18 protein-coding genes are annotated in these 22,239 nt (G+C 43.9%); 13 read left to right on the top strand and 5 right to left on the bottom strand.

The features are described from left to right. Positions 1–78: 78 nt before the first annotated feature. Positions 79–561 carry a DUF3313 family protein gene (locus L2748_RS16075; RefSeq protein ID WP_246616165.1) on the top strand — a complete coding sequence of 161 codons (483 nt, stop codon included), beginning with the start codon at positions 79–81 and terminating at the stop codon, positions 559–561. A gap of 116 nt (positions 562–677) precedes the next feature. On the opposite strand, the gene mnmC1 is transcribed toward L2748_RS16075, so the two are convergent. Further along, complete coding sequence (gene mnmC1, locus L2748_RS16080; RefSeq protein WP_220781409.1) at positions 678–2,615, bottom strand: FAD-dependent 5-carboxymethylaminomethyl-2-thiouridine(34) oxidoreductase MnmC1; 1,938 nt, start codon at positions 2,613–2,615, stop codon at positions 678–680. A gap of 230 nt (positions 2,616–2,845) precedes the next feature. Between mnmC1 and fabB the strand changes: the two genes are divergently transcribed. Continuing rightward, the gene (fabB, locus tag L2748_RS16085; protein ID WP_220781408.1) at positions 2,846–4,057 is read left to right on the top strand and encodes a beta-ketoacyl-ACP synthase I; all 1,212 of its coding nucleotides are present in this window, start codon (positions 2,846–2,848) and stop codon (positions 4,055–4,057) included. A 123-nt stretch (positions 4,058–4,180) separates the two neighbouring features. On the opposite strand, the gene L2748_RS16090 is transcribed toward fabB, so the two are convergent. Then, positions 4,181–5,131 carry a LysR substrate-binding domain-containing protein gene (locus tag L2748_RS16090; RefSeq protein ID WP_220781407.1) on the bottom strand — a complete coding sequence of 317 codons (951 nt, stop codon included), beginning with the start codon at positions 5,129–5,131 and terminating at the stop codon, positions 4,181–4,183. A gap of 139 nt (positions 5,132–5,270) precedes the next feature. Between L2748_RS16090 and L2748_RS16095 the strand changes: the two genes are divergently transcribed. After that, positions 5,271–6,437 (top strand): DSD1 family PLP-dependent enzyme, encoded by a 1,167-nt coding sequence (locus L2748_RS16095; RefSeq protein WP_220781406.1) that lies wholly within the window; start codon positions 5,271–5,273, stop codon positions 6,435–6,437. A 1-nt stretch (position 6,438) separates the two neighbouring features. Then, the gene (locus L2748_RS16100; protein ID WP_220781405.1) at positions 6,439–7,359 is read left to right on the top strand and encodes an ornithine cyclodeaminase family protein; all 921 of its coding nucleotides are present in this window, start codon (positions 6,439–6,441) and stop codon (positions 7,357–7,359) included. Positions 7,360–7,498: 139 nt separating this feature from the next. Here L2748_RS16100 and L2748_RS16105 read toward each other — a convergent pair whose 3' ends face one another. After that, positions 7,499–7,969, bottom strand: a complete 471-nt coding sequence (locus L2748_RS16105; protein WP_246616164.1) for a nuclear transport factor 2 family protein — start codon at positions 7,967–7,969, stop codon at positions 7,499–7,501. 214 nt (positions 7,970–8,183) lie between these two features. Between L2748_RS16105 and L2748_RS16110 the strand changes: the two genes are divergently transcribed. The 8 genes from L2748_RS16110 (at position 8,184) to purF (ending at position 18,612) form a co-directional block, all read left to right on the top strand. After that, the gene (locus L2748_RS16110; RefSeq protein ID WP_220781404.1) at positions 8,184–9,314 is read left to right on the top strand and encodes a 4-phosphoerythronate dehydrogenase; all 1,131 of its coding nucleotides are present in this window, start codon (positions 8,184–8,186) and stop codon (positions 9,312–9,314) included. A gap of 2 nt (positions 9,315–9,316) precedes the next feature. Then, complete coding sequence (locus tag L2748_RS16115) at positions 9,317–10,333, top strand: aspartate-semialdehyde dehydrogenase (RefSeq protein ID WP_220781403.1); 1,017 nt, start codon at positions 9,317–9,319, stop codon at positions 10,331–10,333. A 179-nt stretch (positions 10,334–10,512) separates the two neighbouring features. Continuing rightward, positions 10,513–13,491 (top strand): FimV/HubP family polar landmark protein, encoded by a 2,979-nt coding sequence (locus tag L2748_RS16120; protein WP_220781402.1) that lies wholly within the window; start codon positions 10,513–10,515, stop codon positions 13,489–13,491. A 159-nt stretch (positions 13,492–13,650) separates the two neighbouring features. Further along, on the top strand, positions 13,651–14,436 hold the full coding sequence (gene truA, locus L2748_RS16125; protein WP_220781401.1) for a tRNA pseudouridine(38-40) synthase TruA: 786 nt from the start codon (positions 13,651–13,653) through the stop codon (positions 14,434–14,436). Between the two features lie 100 nt (positions 14,437–14,536). Then, positions 14,537–15,802, top strand: a complete 1,266-nt coding sequence (folC, locus tag L2748_RS16130) for a bifunctional tetrahydrofolate synthase/dihydrofolate synthase (RefSeq protein WP_220781411.1) — start codon at positions 14,537–14,539, stop codon at positions 15,800–15,802. Then, positions 15,795–16,397, top strand: a complete 603-nt coding sequence (locus tag L2748_RS16135) for an SPOR domain-containing protein (RefSeq protein WP_220781400.1) — start codon at positions 15,795–15,797, stop codon at positions 16,395–16,397. Before folC ends, L2748_RS16135 begins: the two co-directional genes overlap by 8 nt. Positions 16,398–16,512: 115 nt before the next feature. Continuing rightward, positions 16,513–17,001 carry a CvpA family protein gene (locus tag L2748_RS16140; protein WP_220781399.1) on the top strand — a complete coding sequence of 163 codons (489 nt, stop codon included), beginning with the start codon at positions 16,513–16,515 and terminating at the stop codon, positions 16,999–17,001. Positions 17,002–17,097: 96 nt separating this feature from the next. Further along, a complete protein-coding gene (gene purF / locus L2748_RS16145) occupies positions 17,098–18,612 on the top strand; it encodes an amidophosphoribosyltransferase (protein WP_220781398.1) in 1,515 nt (504 codons plus the stop codon). A gap of 95 nt (positions 18,613–18,707) precedes the next feature. Here purF and L2748_RS16150 read toward each other — a convergent pair whose 3' ends face one another. After that, complete coding sequence (locus L2748_RS16150) at positions 18,708–18,974, bottom strand: hypothetical protein (RefSeq protein ID WP_220781397.1); 267 nt, start codon at positions 18,972–18,974, stop codon at positions 18,708–18,710. Positions 18,975–19,162: 188 nt separating this feature from the next. On the opposite strand from L2748_RS16150, the gene L2748_RS16155 reads away from it, so the two are divergent. After that, positions 19,163–21,181 (top strand): DNA topoisomerase III, encoded by a 2,019-nt coding sequence (locus tag L2748_RS16155; protein ID WP_220781396.1) that lies wholly within the window; start codon positions 19,163–19,165, stop codon positions 21,179–21,181. Between the two features lie 91 nt (positions 21,182–21,272). Here the strand turns inward: L2748_RS16155 and L2748_RS16160 are convergent, their stop codons facing one another. Beyond that, positions 21,273–22,163: a LysR family transcriptional regulator gene (locus tag L2748_RS16160; protein ID WP_220781395.1), complete on the bottom strand. Its 891-nt coding sequence runs from the start codon at positions 22,161–22,163 to the stop codon at positions 21,273–21,275. Positions 22,164–22,239 lie beyond the last annotated feature (76 nt).

Genomic DNA, 22,239 nt, shown 5'->3' on the forward strand with positions numbered 1-22,239 from the left:
TTTTGATTTACGGGTCATTTGTTCACCTTGTGTTTAGATGGGGATTATACCCCTTACATCTTGGTGTCCAAATTCACTATGCCACTACACCCCGCAGATTATAAGCCGCCGCGTATTGATAAAAGAGCTGATGGTTTAAATGCGACTTACGATCTGCCACCTGAAGCGCTAGAGAAAATGGCGGCGCAATTTCAAACCACCGTAAAAGATGTGTTTAATAGCGAACAACCATTTGAGCTTGTTGATAAAGCTGGCGCCAATACACTAGTGATAGAAGCGGCAGTTACCGATATTCGTTTGAGTGCGCCCATTGAGTCGAGTCGTCGTAGCTATAGCTCTATGGGGCGGACCTATACTGAAAACTCAGGTTCGATGATGTTATTAGCGGTGATTAAAGATGGTGAAACCGGTGAGATCCTCGCAAAAGCTGCGGATAGAGGCCAAGGTTTTGATCAATGGAGTCAAAATACCCAAGTCTTTAATTGGGGAGACGTGAAAACCGTATATCGCCGCTGGGCCAATGATTTTAAAAATGCGCTGATGGCAGCGGGCGCGCAATAGCCTTGTTATGCATATAGTGTTGCCTATGACTCGCCCTAAAAAAACAGCCTAAAACAAAAGCGCCTAATCAAGGCGCTTTTTTGTTTTTGTCTTTATCTGCGTTATTTGGCAAACACTTAACTATCAGTGTCTAACTCCAATGCTTTACCTTTTATGAGTTTACGTAGCCACATGCGGTTGGGGTTCAGTAAGGCAACAAAATCTAGGCTAATGGGTAAATTTTCAGCGCAAATTTGCGCTGCCAGCGCCTCTGCGGCTAGCGGGCCTGAACTTAAGCCACGAGAACCTAATCCACCTAGCACATAAAGATCGTGATGAATTGGCGTTGCAGTGTTTTGCCAAAACTTACGGCTCTCAGGTGTGAGTTGATGAGTCTGATAAAGCGCGAGTATCGCATCTATGTCAGGAGCTGGTCCCATCATAGGCGCGTGGTCGCGGGTCACCATTCGCACACCAACACGGGCGCTATGACCTGAAATATCAATATCTTCAACCCAGTCTTGCTCAAGGTAACTATGCTGAATTTTTTGCAGGTTTTCGACTTGCTCTGTTGGGCTGTAATCTAAATGCGGTGCATTTTTTACATAGCTTGCGCCTAGGCAATGCAGATTATTGTTGCTAGGCGTCATATAGCCATGAGCGCATAATACGGCGCTCAATTTAGACAGCTTTGCTCTTGCTGGTGCGTGGCTCACTTGGCCTCTAAAACCTGTGGCTTGCAAATGCTGGGTTTGGCTAAATCGCGTTAACGATTTGCCGTTAGCCACAACCAGAGTATCAAAAGGGCCGTAAAGCTTTTGCTCACTGTGAAGATGCCAGCCATCGCTTTGTTTATCGATAGCAACAATCTGTGTATTAAGCGTCAACATCACATCTGCAAGCGCTTGAGCTTGATTAAATGCCGCTTGAGTAAAGTCCTGCGGTGAAACCCAACCACCTAGAGGGTAAAAGATACCGCCGTCACTAATATTGACGCCGGCAATGTCGGACGCTCGTTTAGCATCAATGCTTTCAGCAATAAGCGGCTGCCAAGCATGACCATTAATAATTTTTGCCACACGTTTACGGCTGCGTTCATCATGGCCTGTATGCACAACGCCACATAAATCAAAGTCGATTTTATGCCCTTGTGCCGCTAGGCTTTTAAGTCTTTGTAAGCTAAATAGATATGCTTGCTGAAAATACTGACTTAAGGGGTTGTTATCCGGTGTTAAAAGCGGATAAATGGCACCTTGCTTGTTACCGGACGCAGCTTGTGCTAATGCTGAGTCTTCGCAGAACAGGCTTACTTTTTGGCCGCGTTCTGCTAATGAAAGCGCTAAGCTGGCACTGGCAATACCGCCGCCAATAATGGCAATATTTTGTGGGTTAACTCTGGCTGCAACAATTGGGAAGGGCGCTTGTCTTTGTTTGACTTGACTGCGAAGCGCTGCTCGCTCTTGCAAGGCGATGTCGTCGTTTTTAAGCTTAACGGTTGTAAGTTCGCTAGTATCAAATTCGCCAGTTTCAAGCCCCGATTCAGTATGAGTAACAAGAGTAAGCCCTGTTTGGATTGCTCTAGTTGAAATTTGTTGTAACGCGCTGCTTTGCCATACGCCATTAACATGAATTTGCGCATCTTGGTGACTGAACTTAGCCATTTGCCAAAACAAATTGACATTTAATAGGCTTGGATCTAGCTCTTGATTTAGCAACCAAGCATCAATGAAACTGTCATCGACGATGGCGATTTGCTGAAGTTGCTCGCTAATTGCCCCAAGGTAAAAATCAATAATTAGCTGACCATTGTTGAGTATACGGCGCTGACATCCCTCAATAGCAATAAGCGGTAAAATACTCTCTTGTCCTGCAATCTGTTCAAAGCGCTGATTAGCAATCACAGATGTTAATGCATTATCGATGGGGCTGAAGATCTTGAGGGTGATTCTTTGGTTACCCTGTCGTTTTAGCAGTGCTTCAATGCTATTTAATTCGCCCAAACCCAGTTGTCCAATCACGATTGGCGTGGCTGATTTTGTATCAATAATTTGCTGAACAATTTTACTTACTGTCATGGTTCCGTCTTTAATGTTAAATTAAACGCTCACAAATATGCGTTACAATCGCTTTTACTTGCCGAAAGTGTACCTTTTTATGGGCTGATTTTGGCAAAGATTATACGTAAGGTCTCATAATAGACATTATTTTTGTGTTCCTTATGGAAAGCTGACCACTTATATGGATGAAAAGCGATACCATTGGTCCAGCAAAATTGGTACTAGATGTACAAAATGGAAAGTTAATAATGAAAAGAGTCGTGATCACCGGACTTGGCGTTGTTTCAAGTATCGGTAACAACAAGCAAGAAGTCACTGAATCATTAAAAGCGGGTCGTAGTGGTATTACCCATTCTGATCAGTTTGAAGAAATGAAGCTGCGTAGTCATGTTTGGGGCGACATTAAGATTGACCCATCAGAATATATTGACCGTAAAGCACTGCGCTTTATGGGTAACGCAGCAGCGTATGCACATATCGCTATGCAAGAAGCGATTAAAGACGCTGATTTAACTGAAGAGCAGTATTCAGACCCACGTGTCGGTATTATCGTAGGCACGGGCGGCGCATCTTCAGCAAATCAGGTTCAAGCTGCAGACACATTACGTGAAAAAGGCGTTAAGCGCGTTGGACCGTATATTGTGCCGCGTATTATGTCGAGCACAGCGAGTGCATGTTTGGCAACGCCATTTAAAATTAAAGGCATGAACTACTCAATCAGTTCAGCTTGTGCAACCAGTGCACATTGTATTGGCCACGCTGTTGAACTTATCCAAATGGGTAAGCAAGATATGGTGTTTGCTGGTGGTTCTGAAGAAGTAGATTGGACGCTAACCATGGGCTTTGATGCTATGGGCGCACTATCGACTAAGTATAATGACGAGCCAACGAAAGCATCACGTACTTATGATGCAGACCGCGATGGTTTTGTTATCTCTGGCGGCGGCGGTATCGTTGTTGTTGAAGAACTAGAGCACGCTTTAGCCCGCGGCGCAAAAATTTACGCTGAAGTTATTGGTTATGGCGCGTCATCAGACGGTTATGACATGGTTGCCCCATCAGGCGAAGGCGCTGTTCGTTGTATGCAGATGGCACTTGCTGATGTTGATACACCAATTGATTATATCAATACTCACGGTACATCAACGCCAGTGGGTGACATGCGTGAGCTTGAAGCTCTGCGTGAAACCTTTGGTGATAATCTGCCAGCAATCGCATCGACTAAGTCTTTAACGGGTCACGCGTTAGGTGCGGCAGGTGCTCATGAAGCGATTTACAGCTTGATTATGATGGAAAGTAGCTTCATTGCACCAAGCATCAACATCGATACGCTTGATGAAAAAGCTGAAGGTATGCCGATTGTGACTGAAATGACCGAAAAAGAGCTAAACACTGTTATGAGTAACAGCTTTGGCTTTGGTGGCACAAACGCTACTTTGGTTATGCGCAAGTACAAATAAGCTGAACTTATTTTAGGATAAGACACGCTATAAACGTTAAAAGCCTAGATTATTTATCTAGGCTTTTTTGTATCTCGATTTTGCAACTTAAGTGCCAGCGATACCTCAAGGTAACTTAGCCCATTATGCTGATTGATGATTCCAAGGCTGTGGGTTCAGTCTTTGTTTTAGCAACTGAATAAATCCGGAGATCCTTGCTGAGCGTTCTTTTTCCGGGCTACTTAACAGTGCGACGATATTGGCGTTGGGCAAGCTATAGTCAGGAAGCAAGCGCACGAGTTCACCGCTGTTGATTTGTGGCTGCACATCCCATTCAGAGCGCATAATAATACCCAGTCCAGTAATCGCCCAGTCTTTAATTACTCGTCCCTCATTACTTGCCAGTGTCGGGGTTATCCTTACCACCTCAATGGTGTCACTGTTTGGCTTATTTTGCGCTCCTTTACTTGCTGCTTGCTTGCTAAAAGACCATAAGTTCACATCTTCATTGTTCTCTTTTAATGCAATACAAGTATGTTGTAGCAGGTCATTTGGTGCTTTTGGGGTACCTTTTTGTTGTAAGTAACTTGGCGCAGCACAAACAAACCTTTGATTTGGCGCTAAGGTGATCATTTTTAATGAAGAGTCATTAAGCGCGCCAATGTAGATAATGATGTCCCATTTATGGTGACTTGACCAATTAGGGTTATCAGACAGCTCCAATTCAATATCCAGTTGCGGGTGCTCAATTTTGTACTCGCCAAGCAGTGGCGCAATATAATCATTACCAAACCCCAGCGGGGCTAATACTCTGAGTTTACCGCATACGTGCTCTTTTAATTCATCAAGCTGTTCTTGCAATTCATCTAGGCCACGTAAAATGCTAATACCTTTATCGAGCAAAAGTTGACCTTCTTCTGTCAAGCTAACCACTCTAGAAGGGCGCTGGATCAATTTTACCGATAGTTTATTTTCGATATGTTGCAGGCGTAATGTGACTGAAGGCGGGGTAATATTCAGCGTTCTAGCTGCGTCTGCAAGGGTTTTATGGCTCGCTATTGTTGTAATGAACCGCAGATCTTCGGTGGTGATCATTTGGTTTAAACCTAATCTATGCCTTAATAAGTGTTAATGTAAAACAAAACTAAGCTGTTGGATACTGTCGCTCAAATTGATTTGTAGCGCTGTGCTGCAAAAGCGTAAATAACCTTTTTATTAGCGTCGGATTTTAAGCATGTCATTCAGTGAATACTTACCTACTCAGTTACAGATTCAATATCAACGTTTAGATACCCCATTTTTAATGGTCGATAAGCCGATCATGTTGCACAACTTATCCCGATTGCGTGATCAGATTGAAGTATTGGGAGCTCAATTACGACCGCACTTTAAAACGGTTAGAGCATTAGAGGCGATGGCCCATTTGCTGCCTAGTAAAGATGCGCCGATCACCGTTTCCACGGTAAAAGAAGCAGAAGCGCTGGTCGATGCGGGTTACCTCAATATTGTATATGCTGTGGGGATCTCTGAGGGCAAACTGCCAAGAATTGCAGCACTTAACGCCAAAGGTGCGCAAGTAAGGGTATTGTTAGATACCGTCGAACAGGCTGAGTTTATGAGCCTGTATAGTTCAGAGCATCAGTGCACTATCGCCGCATTAATTGAGGTTGATTGTGACGGGCACCGCGGAGGAATCGAGCCTGATGACCCGCAATTAATAGCTATCGCGAGTATATTGCATCGAGGCGCGGCGCGCTTTGACGGAGTATTGGCCCATGCTGGTGAATCCTACCTCTGTTTTGACCCGGTTGCTTTAGCAAAAGCGGCGCAAAATGAGGTCGCTATGACAGTGAAGGCGGCGACTTTGCTTAGAGCGGCTGAGATCCCTTGTGAAATCGTTAGTATTGGCTCGACACCGACAGCTCATAGTTACCAAGATTTGACAGGCATCACTGAAGTGAGAGCCGGGGTTTACGGTTTCTTCGATTTAGTCATGGCGGGGATTGGCGTTTGCCAACTTGATGATATTGCAGCGAGCGTTGTGGCAACCGTGATTGGCCATAATAAACAAAAAGGTTGGTTATTCATTGATGCAGGCTGGATGGCGTTATCTGGAGATCGTGGTACTGCTGGGCAACCTAAAGATTGTGGCTATGGTTTAGTGACTAAATCAACTGGTGAGTTACTTGAGGGAATGCAAGTTATTGGAGTTAATCAGGAGCACGGTATTATCGCGGCAGTTGAAGACGAGCTGCTTGATTTTAGCCAGTTTCCGGTAGGCAGTCGCCTGCATATCTTGCCAAATCATGCTTGCGCCACAGCGTCGATGCATCAGCACTACCATGTGTTTGATACACAAGATGAGACCTATGAGATCTGGAACCGAATTCAAGGCTGGTAATATGCAATATTTAAATGAAGCGACAACCGCCAAGCTTATCAGCCATCAACTGGCTTATACCGCAGTAAAGGAAGCATTTATTGCCGCAACAACCGATGAAGCAACGCTGTTTCCTGTGGTTAATGCTGCGGGGCCACAAACAGACTCGATGTTTTCAATGAAGTCGGCTTCAACTGCGACATTGGTGGGGTGGAAGACCGGAAGCTATTGGCCGGGGAATCAGGCCAAGAACATACCGTGCCATGGAACGAATGTGTTTTTATTAAGCCCTGAAACCGGTGAGCTAGTCGCTGTGGTGGCTGCAACACAAGTTAATGCCTATCGCACTGCGGCAGCGGATGCAGTAGCGGTGGATTATTTAGCTCGTAAAGATGCTAGTGTATTAACGGTATTTGGCAGTGGGCACCAAGCAGAATACGAAGTTTTGGCAATCGCCGAAGTACGCGATATTACAAAGGTGATTGTGGTTGGCAGAGATAGCCATCGCTGCGAAGCCTTTATTAAGCGCTTGCTTGATAAAGGCTTGCAAGCAGAGTGCACCGTTGGCAATGCTCAATACGGCTGTGAGCAAGCAGATATTATTGTGACCGCCACCACAGCGACTGCGCCGCTATTTGAAGCTTGCTGGGTTAAAGCGGGGACTCATATCTCGGCGATGGGCGCAGATAAAGTGGGTAAGCAGGAGTTACCTGTAGACTTGTATCAAGAGGCAAACTTATTTTGTGATTATGGTGCACAGTCTGTCGTTATTGGAGAGTTTCAGCATGCAGACAATCCACAAGTGACAGAGATAGGCAAGGTTATAACTGGCGCATCAGCAGGGCGGATTGATAATACTGCGATTACCATTTTTGACAGCTCAGGCATTGCCATTCAAGATCTGTTTGTTGCCGCTAAACTGTTAGAAATGTCTGCTTGTTAACTGAATCCAAGCTAATTTAGGCTAGGCGAGTCGTTTTCGATATGTTTTAAACTGCTCGCTTTTATGACTATTGAACCTAACTATGAGGCACCGCTAAGCTTTATAAGCTTATCTTTGATTGCTTGTGTATTAGCACAAGTTATTCGGAATACTTTCTAATCACTGAAACTTTGCCATTTTCCATTTCGAGCACTTCCATAGTGTCAAACTGTTGATTGATGATTTGACCTGTTTGCGGGTGCTTGCCGCTACTTGATGTAGCGTATGTTATTACTATGACATTATGCCCTATAGTGACTTCCTTTAGCTGTGCAAAATAACGAGTGTGGGAGCCGAGGTAATATGACATTCCTTCGCGAAATTGTGCTTTGCCATTGGGGTTTCGGGTATCATCATTATCATAGGGTAAATGTTGATGCCCAATATCGTCAGCTAAGAATGTTAGGTAATGCTCTAAATCTTGTTCTGTTGCATCAGGTGACTGAGATGCTGTCCATGCGGCAAAGTATGATGCAGCGTAATCATCTAGGTTAACATCTAGGTTAACTTCTTTTGCACTTGCTAATCCTATCAGAGTAAAACTACAGAGAAAAATAATTGCTTTTATCACTTTAAGCTCCTTGCTGGTATTACTTGGCATAATGCCGATTTGTTGTGAAAGCGCGGGTACCTCTGTAACAAGTTAACATTGCGTACATTGTTGGACAACAGGGCTGATTTTGTGTTGTTAACGCTTTATATTGCTAATCCTTTGTTTTTAATGATTAGTACATCTTGCTAGAATGTAACTCCTACGTATTTTTGCACACTTTTTGGGAATCATGATGAAAATCCTTGCCGATGAAAATATGCCTTATGTTCAGCAGTTATTTGGTGATTTAGGCACGATTGAAACTGTCAACGGTAGGGAGTTAACGCCCGAGCAGGTTCAAGAGGCCGATGTACTGCTGGTTCGCTCGGTCACTAAAGTGAATCAAGCATTGTTGGCGCTAAATAACAAACTGAAATTTGTTGGCAGTGCCACTATCGGCACAGATCATATTGATCAAGAGTACCTAGCAAGTCGTAATATTCCTTTTTCTAATGCGCCAGGCTGTAACGCCACGGCTGTGGGTGAGTTTGCCTTTATCGCCATGCTTGAGTTAGCACAGCGCTTTAATAGTTCATTAAAAGGCAAAGTTGTCGGTATTGTCGGTGCTGGCAATACCGGTACGGCAGTGGCGAAATGTCTTGAGGCTTATGGCATTGAGGTGCTGCTTAATGATCCCTTATTGCAACAAAGCGGTGATCCTCGTTGCTTTGTATCGCTCGATACCTTAATTGCAAAGTGTGATGTGATTAGTTTGCATGTGCCGATTACTCAGCAAGGCGAACACAAAACTTGGTACTTGTTTGACGAAGCGCGCTTAAATACCTTAGCTGAAAACACCTGGCTGCTAAATTGCTGCCGCGGTGAAGTGATAGACAATCGTGCTTTAATCAAGTTTAAGCAGCATAGGGACGACGTAAAAGTGGTACTCGATGTATGGGAAGGTGAGCCTAATCCTATGGAGGAGCTTGTGCCTTATATCGAATTTTGTACGCCACATATTGCAGGCTATTCATTAGAAGGCAAAGCCCGTGGCACTTATATGCTTTACCAAAAGCTAGCAGAGGTTCTTAAATTATCGGTGTCTAAAGAAATGGACACGTTATTACCTAAGCTTTGGAGTGAACAGCTTTCTATCGCCGAAATAAGCAGCGAAAGAGCGTTGTTGCAGTTGGCTCGATTTGTTTATGATTTACGCGATGATGACGAATTATTTAGAAAACAGTTTCTAAAAAGTCAGGGGTTTGATCAGATGAGAAAAAATCACACTCATCGCCGTGAATTTAGTGCATTAAAGGTAGGCAACACAGGGCAAACTAATGTAAATTGGTTATCCAATTTAGGGTTTTCAGGAGTCGAGCTGTAATTATGTCGCAGGAATTTAATGTTGTCGTATTAGGTGCATCGGGCGCAGTGGGTCAAACAATGATTGAGATCCTTGAAGAGCGTAACTTTCCGATTGCTAATTTATATCCATTAGCAAGCAGCCGCAGTGCCGGTGATACGGTGAGCTTCCACGGTAAACAGGTCGAAATCTTAGATGTAGATACCTTTGACTGGTCACAGGCGCAAATCGGTTTCTTCTCTGCTGGTGGTGATGTGTCTGCTAAGTGGGCGCCTATTGCTGCTGAAAATGGTTGTGTTGTCATCGACAATACTTCTCACTTTAGATATGACATCGATGTACCGTTAGTCATTCCAGAAGTTAACCCAGAAGCGATTGCGGATTTTAGAAACCGCAATATTATTGCTAATCCAAACTGTTCAACCATTCAAATGTTGGTTGCGCTAAAGCCAATCTATGATGCTTACGGTATTTCACGCATTAACGTGGCAACATACCAGTCAGTGTCAGGTTCTGGTAAGCAAGCGATTGAAGAGCTAGCGGGGCAATGCGCTAAGTTGCTGCAAGGTTTACCGGTTGAGCCTAAGACTTATCCTAAGCAAATTGCGTTTAACGTGTTGCCGCAAATTGATAAGTTTATGGACAATGGCTACACCAAAGAAGAGATGAAAATGGTGTGGGAAACGCAGAAGATTTTCGGCGATGACAGCATCGTTGTTAATCCAACGGCGGTTCGTGTGCCGGTTTTCTACGGCCACTCTGAAGCGATTCATTTAGAAACATTACAACCTGTAGATGCTGAAGATGTTAAATCAGTATTGCGTGGTGCTGCTGGCGTAGAGTTGTTTGAAGGTGATGAAGATTATCCAACAGCAATAACCGAAGGTGCTGGTAACGATCCTGTTTATGTTGGTCGTGTAAGAAAAGATATTTCTCACGAGAATGGCATAAACCTTTGGGTTGTATCAGATAATATCCGTAAAGGTGCTGCACTAAACAGTGTACAAATTGCTGAGGTTTTAATCAGAGATTATTATTAATCTTTGGTTTTAATATAAGTAAATGATGAAAAAGCCCGCATTACGCGGGCTTTTTATGTTTTAAAGATGTGAACAGTAGCAGGGCACTGGAATCTAGTTTATAGTAATCTCAATAAATACAATTGCCTAAAGCTCGTCACCAGGGTGGTGACACAAGCGTGCTTTAAAGGGAAGGATTGATGAACTTTCGCACTTCATATCTTGTTGGCTTACTCGCTACAGGGATAGTCGTCACTGCTGCGCCAGCGATTAATATGGCTACAGCTGCAGAACTATTAAGAATTACTGGCCCCGACGGTCAAGTGAAGCCTGTTATTCAAGCTAGCCAAGATAAAGCGCAAAGCGTTAATAACAGTGTGCGTCAATATGGCCCAACGACTTCGTCTGATACGTTTTGGAGTATTTCCCAAGCGATAAAGCCTGACAATGGCGTTACGGTTTATCAAGTTATGGCCGCTTTGTATGATGCAAACCCGCATGCATTTTCAGGTAATAACTACAATAGTTTAGAGCGCGGTATGATCCTGCTAGTGCCAAGCAGAGAAGTCATGTTGCAGACATCGCAAGTTGCGGCGAAAACACGCGCGGAACAAAATGATGAGCGCTGGGCTGCGACAACAGCCGTAAAGCCTCAAGCAGTGGCTCCTGCGATTTCTCCTGCTAAACCAGCAACACCAACTTCAGCACTAAAAGCGCAACCAAATCCCTTAATCGCAGAATTGTCTGAAGAAGTTCAAATGTTAACGCGTCAAGTTGAAGCTATTCAGGCAAAAAACCTGGAGCTGACAGACGAATTAGCAAGAGCAAGTGATGAGATTGTCGTGGGCTCATCAGATACTGCAGCCTTTCAAGATGAAATTAGTCAACTAAAGCAAGAAAATGCTCTGTTAAAACAAGCACTGCAAGATGCTAAATCTGAGTCCGCTGCACTTAAGCAAGAAGTAGAAGCGACACAGCAGCAAGTCGCGAGTACCAGTGAGCCACAAGTCGAGCCGACCTCTGATTTATGGCGTACGATAATGGATAACCCTGTGTTATTGATTTTAGGGGCAGTGTTACCAGCAATTTTGGTTATTGGTTTAGTTTGGCTGTTTATTCGTCGTAAGAGTGAAACGACAAATGAAGCACCAGCCAACGATGCAAATAACGATAATGATACTGGCGCTGCAGATATTGCTCACGAGCCTAAAATGGATGATGCCGATGATTTGGCTGTTCATTTAGATACTGAGGAAACGATTGAGCAAGATCCATTGACGGGGCTTGCTGTCGGCGCAATGGCTCAATCAGAGCAAGATGAACAAGATATTGTAGTAGAAGACTCCCAAGATGATGGCCAATCACTCGATGATTTATGGGCTGAAGCAATGGGAGAGCAGGAACAAACAGACGGCAATGATGACGTCAACGCTATCGCTCAACCAGCAGAAGATGACTTTGATTCATTACTGGCAGACCTTGATGCGCCGAGCTCAAGTAGCGAGCAAGAAGCATCAACCAAGATTACTAAAAATAGTGATGAAGAAGATTTAGATGCTTTATTGGCTGGTTTCGATGCGCCTGATGAGCCTGCAGTAAACAAGGCCAATGACCCCCAAATTGACAATGAGCAAGATGAAGACCTTGATGCTTTATTTGCTGGGTTTGATGAAGTTGATAAAACTGAGCTGGATTTGGCAGACACTAGCAAGCAAACCGCTGAAGATAATGTTGATAACAGCGTAAACGCTGAAGCTAACACGACAGAAGATCTCGATGCATTACTTGCAGGCTTTGATGAACCACAAGCTAACTCAACTGAACTTGAGCAATCCTCAGTTGCAGAGAGTGCAGGCGAAGCATTTGATTTTAGCCTTGATGGCAGTACTGACTCTACTGAGAATCGTCGTGCTGATGATGACATTGACGCATTGCTTGCAGGCTTTGATGAACCAAAAGCTGAGACGACTGAGCTTGAGCAATCCTCAGTTGCAGAGAGTGCAGGCGAAGCACTTGATTTCAGCCTTGATGACAGTACTGACTCTACTGAGAATCCTAGCGCTGATGATGACATTGACGCATTGCTTGCTGGCTTCGATGAGCCTCAAGCTGAGACGACTGAGCTTGAGCAATCGCCAGTTGCAGATAGTGCAACCGAAGCACTTGATTTCAGCCTTGATGACAGTACTGACTCTACTGAGAATCGTAGCGCTGGTGAAGACATTGACGCATTACTTGCTAGCTTTGATGAACCAAATGATAAAGCTATAGAATCCGATTTTGATGAAGAGCCTGCATCTGCAGTCAGTAATCAAGATGACTTAGATACATTATTGGCTTCACTTGAAAGTGAAAAAGACGAAAATGACAGTGATTCGAAAGATATTGATACCCTGTCTGATGAAATGGCGGCGGAGCTAGAGTTAGGCTTTGAAATTGCAGCTGAGCTTGAAGATGATGACCCAAATAGCCAAGACAAGTCCGACAGCGAACTTGACAGTGAACTTGATGCATTGCTTGCCGATCTTGACTCGCCAGCTGACGTTGGCGGTTCTCATGTAGATAACATAGACAATGTTGAAGCTAAACTTGAAGACTTAGCGCCACAGCAACAAGACGATAAAAGCTTAGACTTTGATTCAAATATTGATTTCTCAGCGCCTAAAGAACTTTCTGATGATGAATTATTCAGTAGTTTAGCTGCTGAAGGTGACGGTCAAAGTTCAGCTAACTTTGCTGACGACGATGCATTCACGCTCGATGACAATAGCAAAATGACTGTTGATGAAGCCCTTGCAGCACTTGATGCAGAAGAGGTCGTAAGCAGTCAATCTTCTAAAAAAGACTTTGCTCAAGATGAATTAAGTTCATTTCAAAAAGATAATGACTTTATAGACATTGATATGCTGCTAAGTGAAGCAGATGAAGATAATAGCGATATTGATCTTTATAAGCAGTTTGATGTGGATATGGGGGAACTTGATTCGTTAATGGGCAACTCGGCAATGGTCGATGTTGACGATGAAGAGAACTCTATCAACGCTAAGTTAGATCTTGCGCGTGCATACATTGAAATTGATGATAATGACAGTGCGAGTGCTTTGCTAAAAGAGGTGGAGCTTGATGGTAACGAGCGACAACAAGCGGAAGCTGCGCGATTACAGAAAGAGTTAGTCTAATTTAGTCCAATAAAAACGGCGCCTATGGCGCCTTTTTTATACTCATCGTTTGTCCTGAGTATGTTAGAATCGCCGCCAATAATTAGATTTTGCCTATTTGACTATGTTGAACTTAATCCATGGTCAGATAGCTGTTGAACCGAGTGATAGAGGTGTTAAATGCGGGTTGTACTAGGAATAGAGTACGATGGTAGTCAATATTTCGGCTGGCAACGTCAGGCGGAAGTCGACACAGTGCAGGCGCGGTTAGAAAAAGCATTGTCGATAGTGGCTAACGAACCTATTGCCGTAAATTGCGCCGGACGCACTGATGCAGGTGTTTCTGCAACAGGACAAGTGGTCCATTTTGAAACCAATGCAGTGCGTAAAGATACAGCTTGGACGTTAGGCGTTAACGTTCACCTTCCTGATAATATTGCGGTTCGTTGGGTTAAAGTAGTTGATGATGAGTTTCACGCTCGCTTTACTGCGACGGCTCGACGTTACCGTTATATGATTTATAACCACCAACTGCGCCCTGGGATCTTGCGCGGCGGAGTCAGTCATTATCCAGGTGATATTGATGAAACCAAGATGCACCAAGCGGCACAATACCTGTTAGGTGAACAAGACTTTACCAGTTTTAGAGCAGTGCATTGCCAATCAAATACGCCGTTTCGCTGTGTGCATGAAGTCAATGTCACCCGTCAAGGCATGTATATTTGCGTTGATATTAAAGCGAACGCGTTTTTACACCATATGGTGCGTAATATTGTCGGTTCACTATTGGAAGTTGGTTATGGTAATCAACCTGTAGAGTGGATCGAGCAATTACTGGCACTTAAAGATAGAAACCAAGCTGCAGCAACCGCTAAACCCAATGGTTTGTACCTTGTCGATGTGACTTATCCAGAAAGCTATCAGTTGCCTAAATTAGCACTTGGTCCACTGTTTATGCTCGATTAGTTAACAGCTAAATGGTCCCAAATAAATAAAAGTCATCATCAGGGATGTTCCCTTTAACGGTTTTAAATGGAAAAGTTTTGTGATTGAAAATGACACATTAATGCAGGCCGCGCCGGGTCATGGCGCAACATTGCATACTTGGTTAGATTTTTTGTTGGCAATTCATCCAACAGAAATTGATATGGGCTTAGCCCGAGTCGCTAAAGTCGCTGAGCGTTTAGGCGTCAATAAGTTAGACCACTGTAAAGTGGTAACCGTTGGCGGCACTAATGGTAAAGGCACCACGTGCGCCATGATAGAAGCGGCGCTGTTGATGTCGGGGCAAACGGTGGGCGTCTACAGTTCGCCGCATCTGCTTAATTACAATGAGCGGGTTAGAGTCAATGGCGTTGATGCAAGCGATGCAGATCTAGTCGCTGCATTCGAAGCCATAGAGCTTGCACGTGCAGAGATTTCATTAACCTTCTTTGAATATGCCACGTTGGCGGGTCTATACCTGTTTAAGGCAGCCAAACTCGATGTCGTACTGCTTGAAGTTGGCCTCGGCGGGCGCTTAGATGCAACCAATTTAATTGATGCCGATATCGCTGTTGTGACATCAATCGATTTAGATCATCAAGAGTATCTTGGCGATACCCGTGAGTTAGTTGGCGCCGAAAAGGCGGGGATTTTCCGTGCCGGTCGTCCAGCTATTGTCGGTGAGCCAGATTGCCCACAATCGGTAATTGCAGTGGCTAACCAAGCTCGCGCAGCGCTTTATCGTGTCAATGTTGACTTTAGTTATCAATGCACTCCACAAGACTGGCATTATCAAGGTAAGCAGCTTAATTTGGCTAAGCTACCATTACCGTTTTTGCCACAACCTAATGCTGCAACCGTTATCGCGGTACTTGAACACTTATGCCCAACAATACCTGCCGAGATTATTGCTAAAGCCGTTGGCGAAACTCAGCTTGCGGGTCGATTAGAATATTTGAGTCAATCGCCAAAGGTGATTGTCGATGTGGCGCATAACCCTCATGCCGCACGTTATTTAAAATCGCGTTTGGCCGCAATACCAAAAGGGCGCTTGTTTGCGCTTTGTGGCATGCTTAAAGACAAAGATGCGCGTTCGGTATTACAAGAGCTGGCAAGCGATGTTGATGAGTGGTTTCTATGTGATTTAGCAGGGCCACGCGGGGCTTCGGCAATGGAGCTTAATGCTCTTATGCCAGAGCATGTAAATGTGCAAACATTTACACAGATGCAAGATGCTTGGCACGCTATAAAGGCGAAAATGCACGCGGATGATGTTGTTATAGCGTTTGGCTCGTTCTATACCGTAGCGGGTTTTAAAGATTTGTTTAAGGGAGAAGAGCTTGTCTAGTCAATTTCAAAACCGTCTAGTGGGTGTCATTGTGATAGTAGCATTAGGGGTGATCTTTCTACCTGATGTATTAGATGGCAAAAAACAACGTGAAGAGGAGCAATTTGCTGAAATTCCTCTTAGGCCCGTAATTGAACAAGATGCTTTACCTGAACAAAATATCGATACACTCGATCTAGGTGCTAAGCAGTCGGACACAGAGCAAGACGCTGAAAGCGGTGATGATTCTTGGCATATTGCAGAGCAAACTCCCACTCAGGCTCAAGCGTCAACTACCGAAAAAAAGCTTGCCGCAACTCAGCCTAAGGCAGAAGAAAAGCCGCAACCAAAACCTGCAACAAAGCCTTCAGCTGCTTGGACTATTCAACTTGGCAGCTTTAATAACGCGGCCAATGTGAAAGGGCTAGTTAACCGCCTCAGAACAAAAGGTTTTACCGCATATACATTGCCAACTAAACCCATTGATGGTCAGTTAACCAAAGTGTTTGTAGGGCCAAATATCTCTAAAGATAAATTAAGCCGTATGCAAAACGATATCTTTAAACTCACAGAGCTAAAAGGGCGCATTGTTGCCTACAATCCTGTGGAAAAATAATAAACTGCGATTGTCTTTATCAGAGAAAAGGTTGTTTCGCCGTGAAAACGTGAGAAATAACTCTGTCTCTGATAGAATCGCGCCGTCTTAACCCCTTTGCTGGATTATTTCTTAAATGGTTTGGATTGATTACGCCATCATTATTGTTATCGGACTATCAACTCTGATTAGTTTGGTCCGTGGTTTTGTTAAAGAAGCCATGTCTCTTGTTGTTTGGTTTGCCGCCTTTTTTATTGCCAGCCAGTTCTATTTAAAACTCGCAACGCATCTGACCCAGATGCAAGATGAATTTGTTCGTAACGGCGTTGCCATCGCTATTTTATTTGTTTCTACCCTTATTCTTGGCGCGTTAGTGAATTACCTCATTGGTCAATTGGTTTCTAAAACCGGATTGTCAGGCACAGACAGAGTGCTGGGCTTATGTTTTGGTGCCTTAAGGGGCGCATTAATCGTAAGCGCATTATTGTTTTTTATGGATGCTTTCACCGGAGCACCCAATACAAATTGGTGGCAAGAGTCGACACTCGTGCCCGAATTTGGAGTTGTTATCCAGTGGTTTTTTGACTACGTGGAAAATACCTCAAGCTTTGTACCCAAAATATAAAATGCATTAAAGCATTACTTGGTTTTAGGCGGGTACCTACTCGCTTAAAGCAAAAATATTAAATAATAGAACATCTTACAACGAGGAAACTCACACATGTGCGGTATTGTCGGAATAGTAGGTCAGACATCGGTTAACCAAACCATTTATGATGCACTGACCGTGCTTCAGCATCGTGGACAGGATGCTGCTGGCATTGTGACTGTTGATGGCTATGCGTTTAGATTACGTAAAGCGAATGGTTTGGTAAAAGATGTTTTTGAGCCAAAACATATGCAACGCCTGCAAGGTAATTCAGGCATTGGTCACGTGCGTTACCCTACGGCTGGTAGTTCAAGTGCTTCTGAAGCGCAGCCATTTTATGTTAACTCGCCTTTTGGTATTTCATTAGCTCATAACGGTAACTTAACCAACACGGTTGAGCTGCATGAACGCCTTTTGAAGCAACGTCGCCATGTTAATACCACTTCAGACTCTGAAGTGTTGCTTAACCTATTAGCCGATGAACTGCAAAATACCACCACTCATGAGTTAAGTGCTGATGACGTATTTAATGCGGTCACGCAAGTTCATGAACTGACACGCGGCGCATATGCCGTTGTGGCGATGATCATTGGGCAAGGTCTAGTGGCATTTAGAGACCCATTTGGTATTCGTCCGTTAGTGCTAGGTAAGCATGAAACAGAGACGGGTACTGAATATATGGTCGCCTCTGAAAGTGTGGCACTTGATGCCGTTGGTTTCGAGTTCATGCGTGATGTGGCGCCGGGTGAAGCAGTTTATATCACCCTAGAAGGCGAGCTATATACGCGCCAATGTGCACATGCACCAAGTTACGCACCGTGTATTTTTGAATTTGTGTACTTTGCCCGTCCAGATTCGACCATAGACAACATTTCTGTTTACAGCAGCCGAGTGAATATGGGCACTATGCTGGGCGAGAAGATAAAGCGAGAGTGGGAAGATCACGATATCGATGTGGTTATTCCTATTCCTGAGACGTCTTGTGATATCGCTTTAGAGATTGCACGCCATATGGATCTTCCATATCGCCAAGGTTTTGTTAAAAACCGTTATATTGGCCGTACCTTTATTATGCCTGGTCAACAAGAGCGTAAGAAATCAGTTCGCCGCAAGCTTAATGCCATTAGCGCTGAGTTTAAAGGTAAGAACGTATTGCTAGTTGATGACTCTATTGTGCGTGGTACCACGTCTGAGCAGATCATTGAGATGGCGCGTGAAGCCGGGGCAAACAAGGTTTACTTTGCATCAGCTGCACCGGAAATTCGTTTCCCTAACGTTTATGGTATTGATATGCCAACCACTAATGAGCTGATTGCCCATGGTCGTGACGTAGAAGAAATTAATGCATTGATTGGTGCTGACGGCATGATTTTCCAGTCATTACCGGATTTGATTGAAGCGGTACGCCAAGAAAACCCAAGCATTAAGCGTTTTGAAACATCAGTATTTGACGGTAAATATGTCACTAATGATGTGAACCAAGAATATTTAGATCACATTACCCAGTTGCGTAATGACGACGCGAAAGCTAACCGTAGTAAAGATATTGGCACTAACTTAGAGATGCACAACGTTTGTCATCCATAAGTAAAGCCTATTAGCCTCGAAAGAGACAGATGTAAAAGCCGAGCAGTTGCTCGGCTTTTTTGTGGATATTTACGAGTACCTTGAAATTGTTTGGATTAAACCAGGTGGATAGCCCAAACCAGCATCCAGCTAGCAAAAAGTAAGCTGCTAGGGCCTTTATCAAATCCATGACCAATTTTAAGACCTATTAAGGTGCTAACACAGGTTAATGGTACGATAAGGCTTGTCAGTAATAGCGGCGCGGCACCTAAGGTTAAATGCACAAAAGGAGAGAGAATCAACAGCCAAGATGTGACCAATAAAAAATGAAATAACATCAACTTGTCGAGCCGGATCCCTTGGTTACTCAGTGTGGCTAGCATCTTTATCCCTCCTTTTTAAGATGACCAATTAAAACACTCAATGAGAACTATTCTCAACAAAATTTACAATCTTTGAGCAAACTTGTATTTAACAGCAACAAAGCCACTTAAATATCTGCGTTTCATTTGCGCCTAATAGCACTTCGAGGTACAGTTACTGTTAATTTATACAGTAATTTTTTTAATCGATGATCTTATATATTGCTGAAAAACCTAGCCTTGGCCGCGCCATTGCCGATGTTTTACCTAAGCCATTAAAAAAAGGCGATGGTTTTATACGTGCCGCCAATGGTGATTGCGTCTCTTGGTGTGTCGGTCACTTGCTCGAACAAGCAGAGCCAGATGCTTATTCTCCAGAGTATAAATCGTGGAAGTTTGAGCATTTACCTATTGTGCCTGATAACTGGAAGATGAAGCCTAAGTATAAGATGCGCGGCCAAATAGCCGTGCTTAGGGGCTTAGTTAAAGAGGCTAGTCAATTGGTTAACGCGGGTGATCCAGACCGTGAAGGGCAATTATTAGTCGATGAGATCATCGCTCATCTTGGGGTTAAAGGGGCTAAATTACAAAATGCACAGCGCTTATTAATTAGCGACTTAAACCCACAAGCGGTTAAAAGGGCGTTAGGTCAGCTGCGCTCAAATCGAGAGTTTATTCCACTTTCTACATCAGCTTTAGCGCGCTCTCGCGCCGATTGGCTATATGGCATGAATATGACCCGTGCCTATACCATTCAGGGGCGAAAAGTGGGTTATCAAGGCGTGCTATCGGTTGGACGCGTACAAACGCCAGTGCTTGGGCTTGTGGTGCGCCGTGATGCAGAAATTGCTGAATTTGTTTCTAAGCCATTTTACGAAGTGTTGGCGCATTTAGCGACGGATGCACAAGATAGGTTCAGTGCAAAATGGCAACCTAGTGAAGCATGCCAGCCCTATATGGATGAAGAGGGGCGAGTATTATCTAAAGGCTTAGCGCAAAATGTTGTTGGGCGCATAAATGGCCAAAATGGCACCGTTGAAAAGGTTGTTGCTCAAGATAAAAAGCAAAATTCACCGCTACCTTATAGCTTATCCTCACTGCAAATTGACGCTGCAAAGCGTTTTGGTATGAGTGCAAAAGCAGTACTCGATACCTGTCAGTCATTGTATGAAAAACATAAGCTTATTACTTATCCGCGCTCTGACAGCCGTTATTTACCCGTAGAGCAACATGGCTTAGCACCGAGTGTTATCCGAGCGGTGTTAAATGGCGCTAGCGAACTCGTTGCAGGTTGTGATGAACCCAATGCCAAGCTTAAATCTAAAGCGTGGAATGATAAAAAGGTCGATGCTCACCATGCTATCGTACCCACTGAAAAAACTGCCAATTTGGCCAGTTTGAGTCAGGCTGAAAAACAGCTTTATTTACAGATTTCACGCCAATATTTGATGCAGTTTTACCCCGCTTATTTGTACAAAGAAACTCAGGTTGAAATCATTATCGCGGGTGGTCTTTTTAAAACTAAGGCCAAGCAAGAAGTCGCTTTAGGTTGGAAGCAGCTGTTAAAGCAAAGCAAAGATAAAGAGAGTCGTAATGCTAGTAATGGCCAACAAACCGATGATGAAGAGCATCTTGCTAATATTCCTGCGCTGAAAAAAGGCCAAGTGCTACTTTGTGAACGCGGTGAACTGTTAGAAAAGCAAACCCAGCCACCTAAACACTTTACCGATGCAACCCTGCTTGGGGCGATGACAGGGATTAACCGCTATGTCACCGATCCTGATATTAGGAAAATTCTTAAAGATACAGACGGCCTAGGCACTGAAGCAACCCGTGCCGGCATTATTGAATTATTGTTTAAGCGCACATATTTAACCCGTCAAGGTAAGTCAATTTTAGCGACAGAGGTGGGCAAAGGCTTAGTCAATAGTTTGCCGCAAAGTGCAACCACACCAGACATGACCGCACTATGGGAAAACAACCTTGATGCCATTAGCCGTAAAGAAGCAAAGTATCAAAACTTTATGCAGCCCTTGGTGAGCTCAATACATGAGCTGATTAATCAAGCCGGTTCGCAATTACCCACTTCGTTACAAGGCGTAAAGTCACCAGAGGGAGGCTTTAAAAAACGCCGTTATTCAGCTAAGAAGCCTACCGGTTCAAAGGCGACTGCTTCGAAAGCGACTGCTACCAAAAAGACCACTAAACGTACCAGTAGTAAGTCATGACGCTGGGTTATTACTTAACTCTGATGACTTAGGCTTAGCACTTAGCACTAACGCATATTATCAGCTGGACATAGATTGCGAATTAAATAGATTATTGATCAACATTCTCTTTTAGAAGTTGCGCTAATGTTTTGTAACGGACTGGAAGTTGACGATTACGTTTATGGACCAAATACAGTTGCTCGGCAACGGCGGTGTTAGGCTGATGCAAAGTTAAGCTGGCTTTATCGATAAAGCTATCAAAGGCGCTTTTGGGCAGTACGGTAAAACCAATGCCTTGGGATACCGGTAATAGAATTTGGCTGAGCTGATTGACATAACTTGCGGTTGGTAATTTATCGATATTAATCTCCGCCAGTTCTTGGTCGCCACATTGATCAAAATAGAGTGATAAATAATGAGCGGAATCTGGGTGTTTTACAACGCCGCATTCCATCAATGCTTGCGCTGTAATATGTTTACCTTCAAAACGCTTAGGTAAGATTAGGCATAAGTATTCACAGCCTAAGGGCTCGATATTGAATTCACAGGTATTAGGTTTGTGGGTGACAATACCAAGATCGATTGCTGCTTCAGTTATGTCTTTAAGCACTTTGTGATTGGGTGCCGCTTCTAAGTGAATCGATAGCGCAGGGTGTTGTTGCTGAAGCTTGAGAAACTTAGGGTAATAAAGCAGGGCCAGTGAGCCCGAACATGACAAGCGACACTGACCTGAATAAGGGTCATCGAAACTTAAACTTTCGATTAGCTTAGCTTCATGTTGCGCAATCTCTAGGGCATATTGATAGACCTGCCTGCCTTGCTCTGTAATTTCAAATGTTTTATTAAAGCGTTTAATCAATGCATGACCACAAGCTTGCTCTAATTTTTTTATTTGCTGACTCACGCCGGGCTGGGTCATATACAGCTTTTCAGCTGTTTGAGTAAAATGACCAACATCAATCAATGTTTTAAAAGTATTGAGCCAAGTTGGATTCAGCATAGAAAGCCCTCAGTAACCACCTTAGATTGATCAAGACTATGGTTGATCAAGACTATGGTTGATCAAGACTATGGTT

It is taken from the genome of Shewanella sairae (assembly GCF_023283535.1).
Lineage (GTDB): Bacteria > Pseudomonadota > Gammaproteobacteria > Enterobacterales > Shewanellaceae > Shewanella > Shewanella sairae.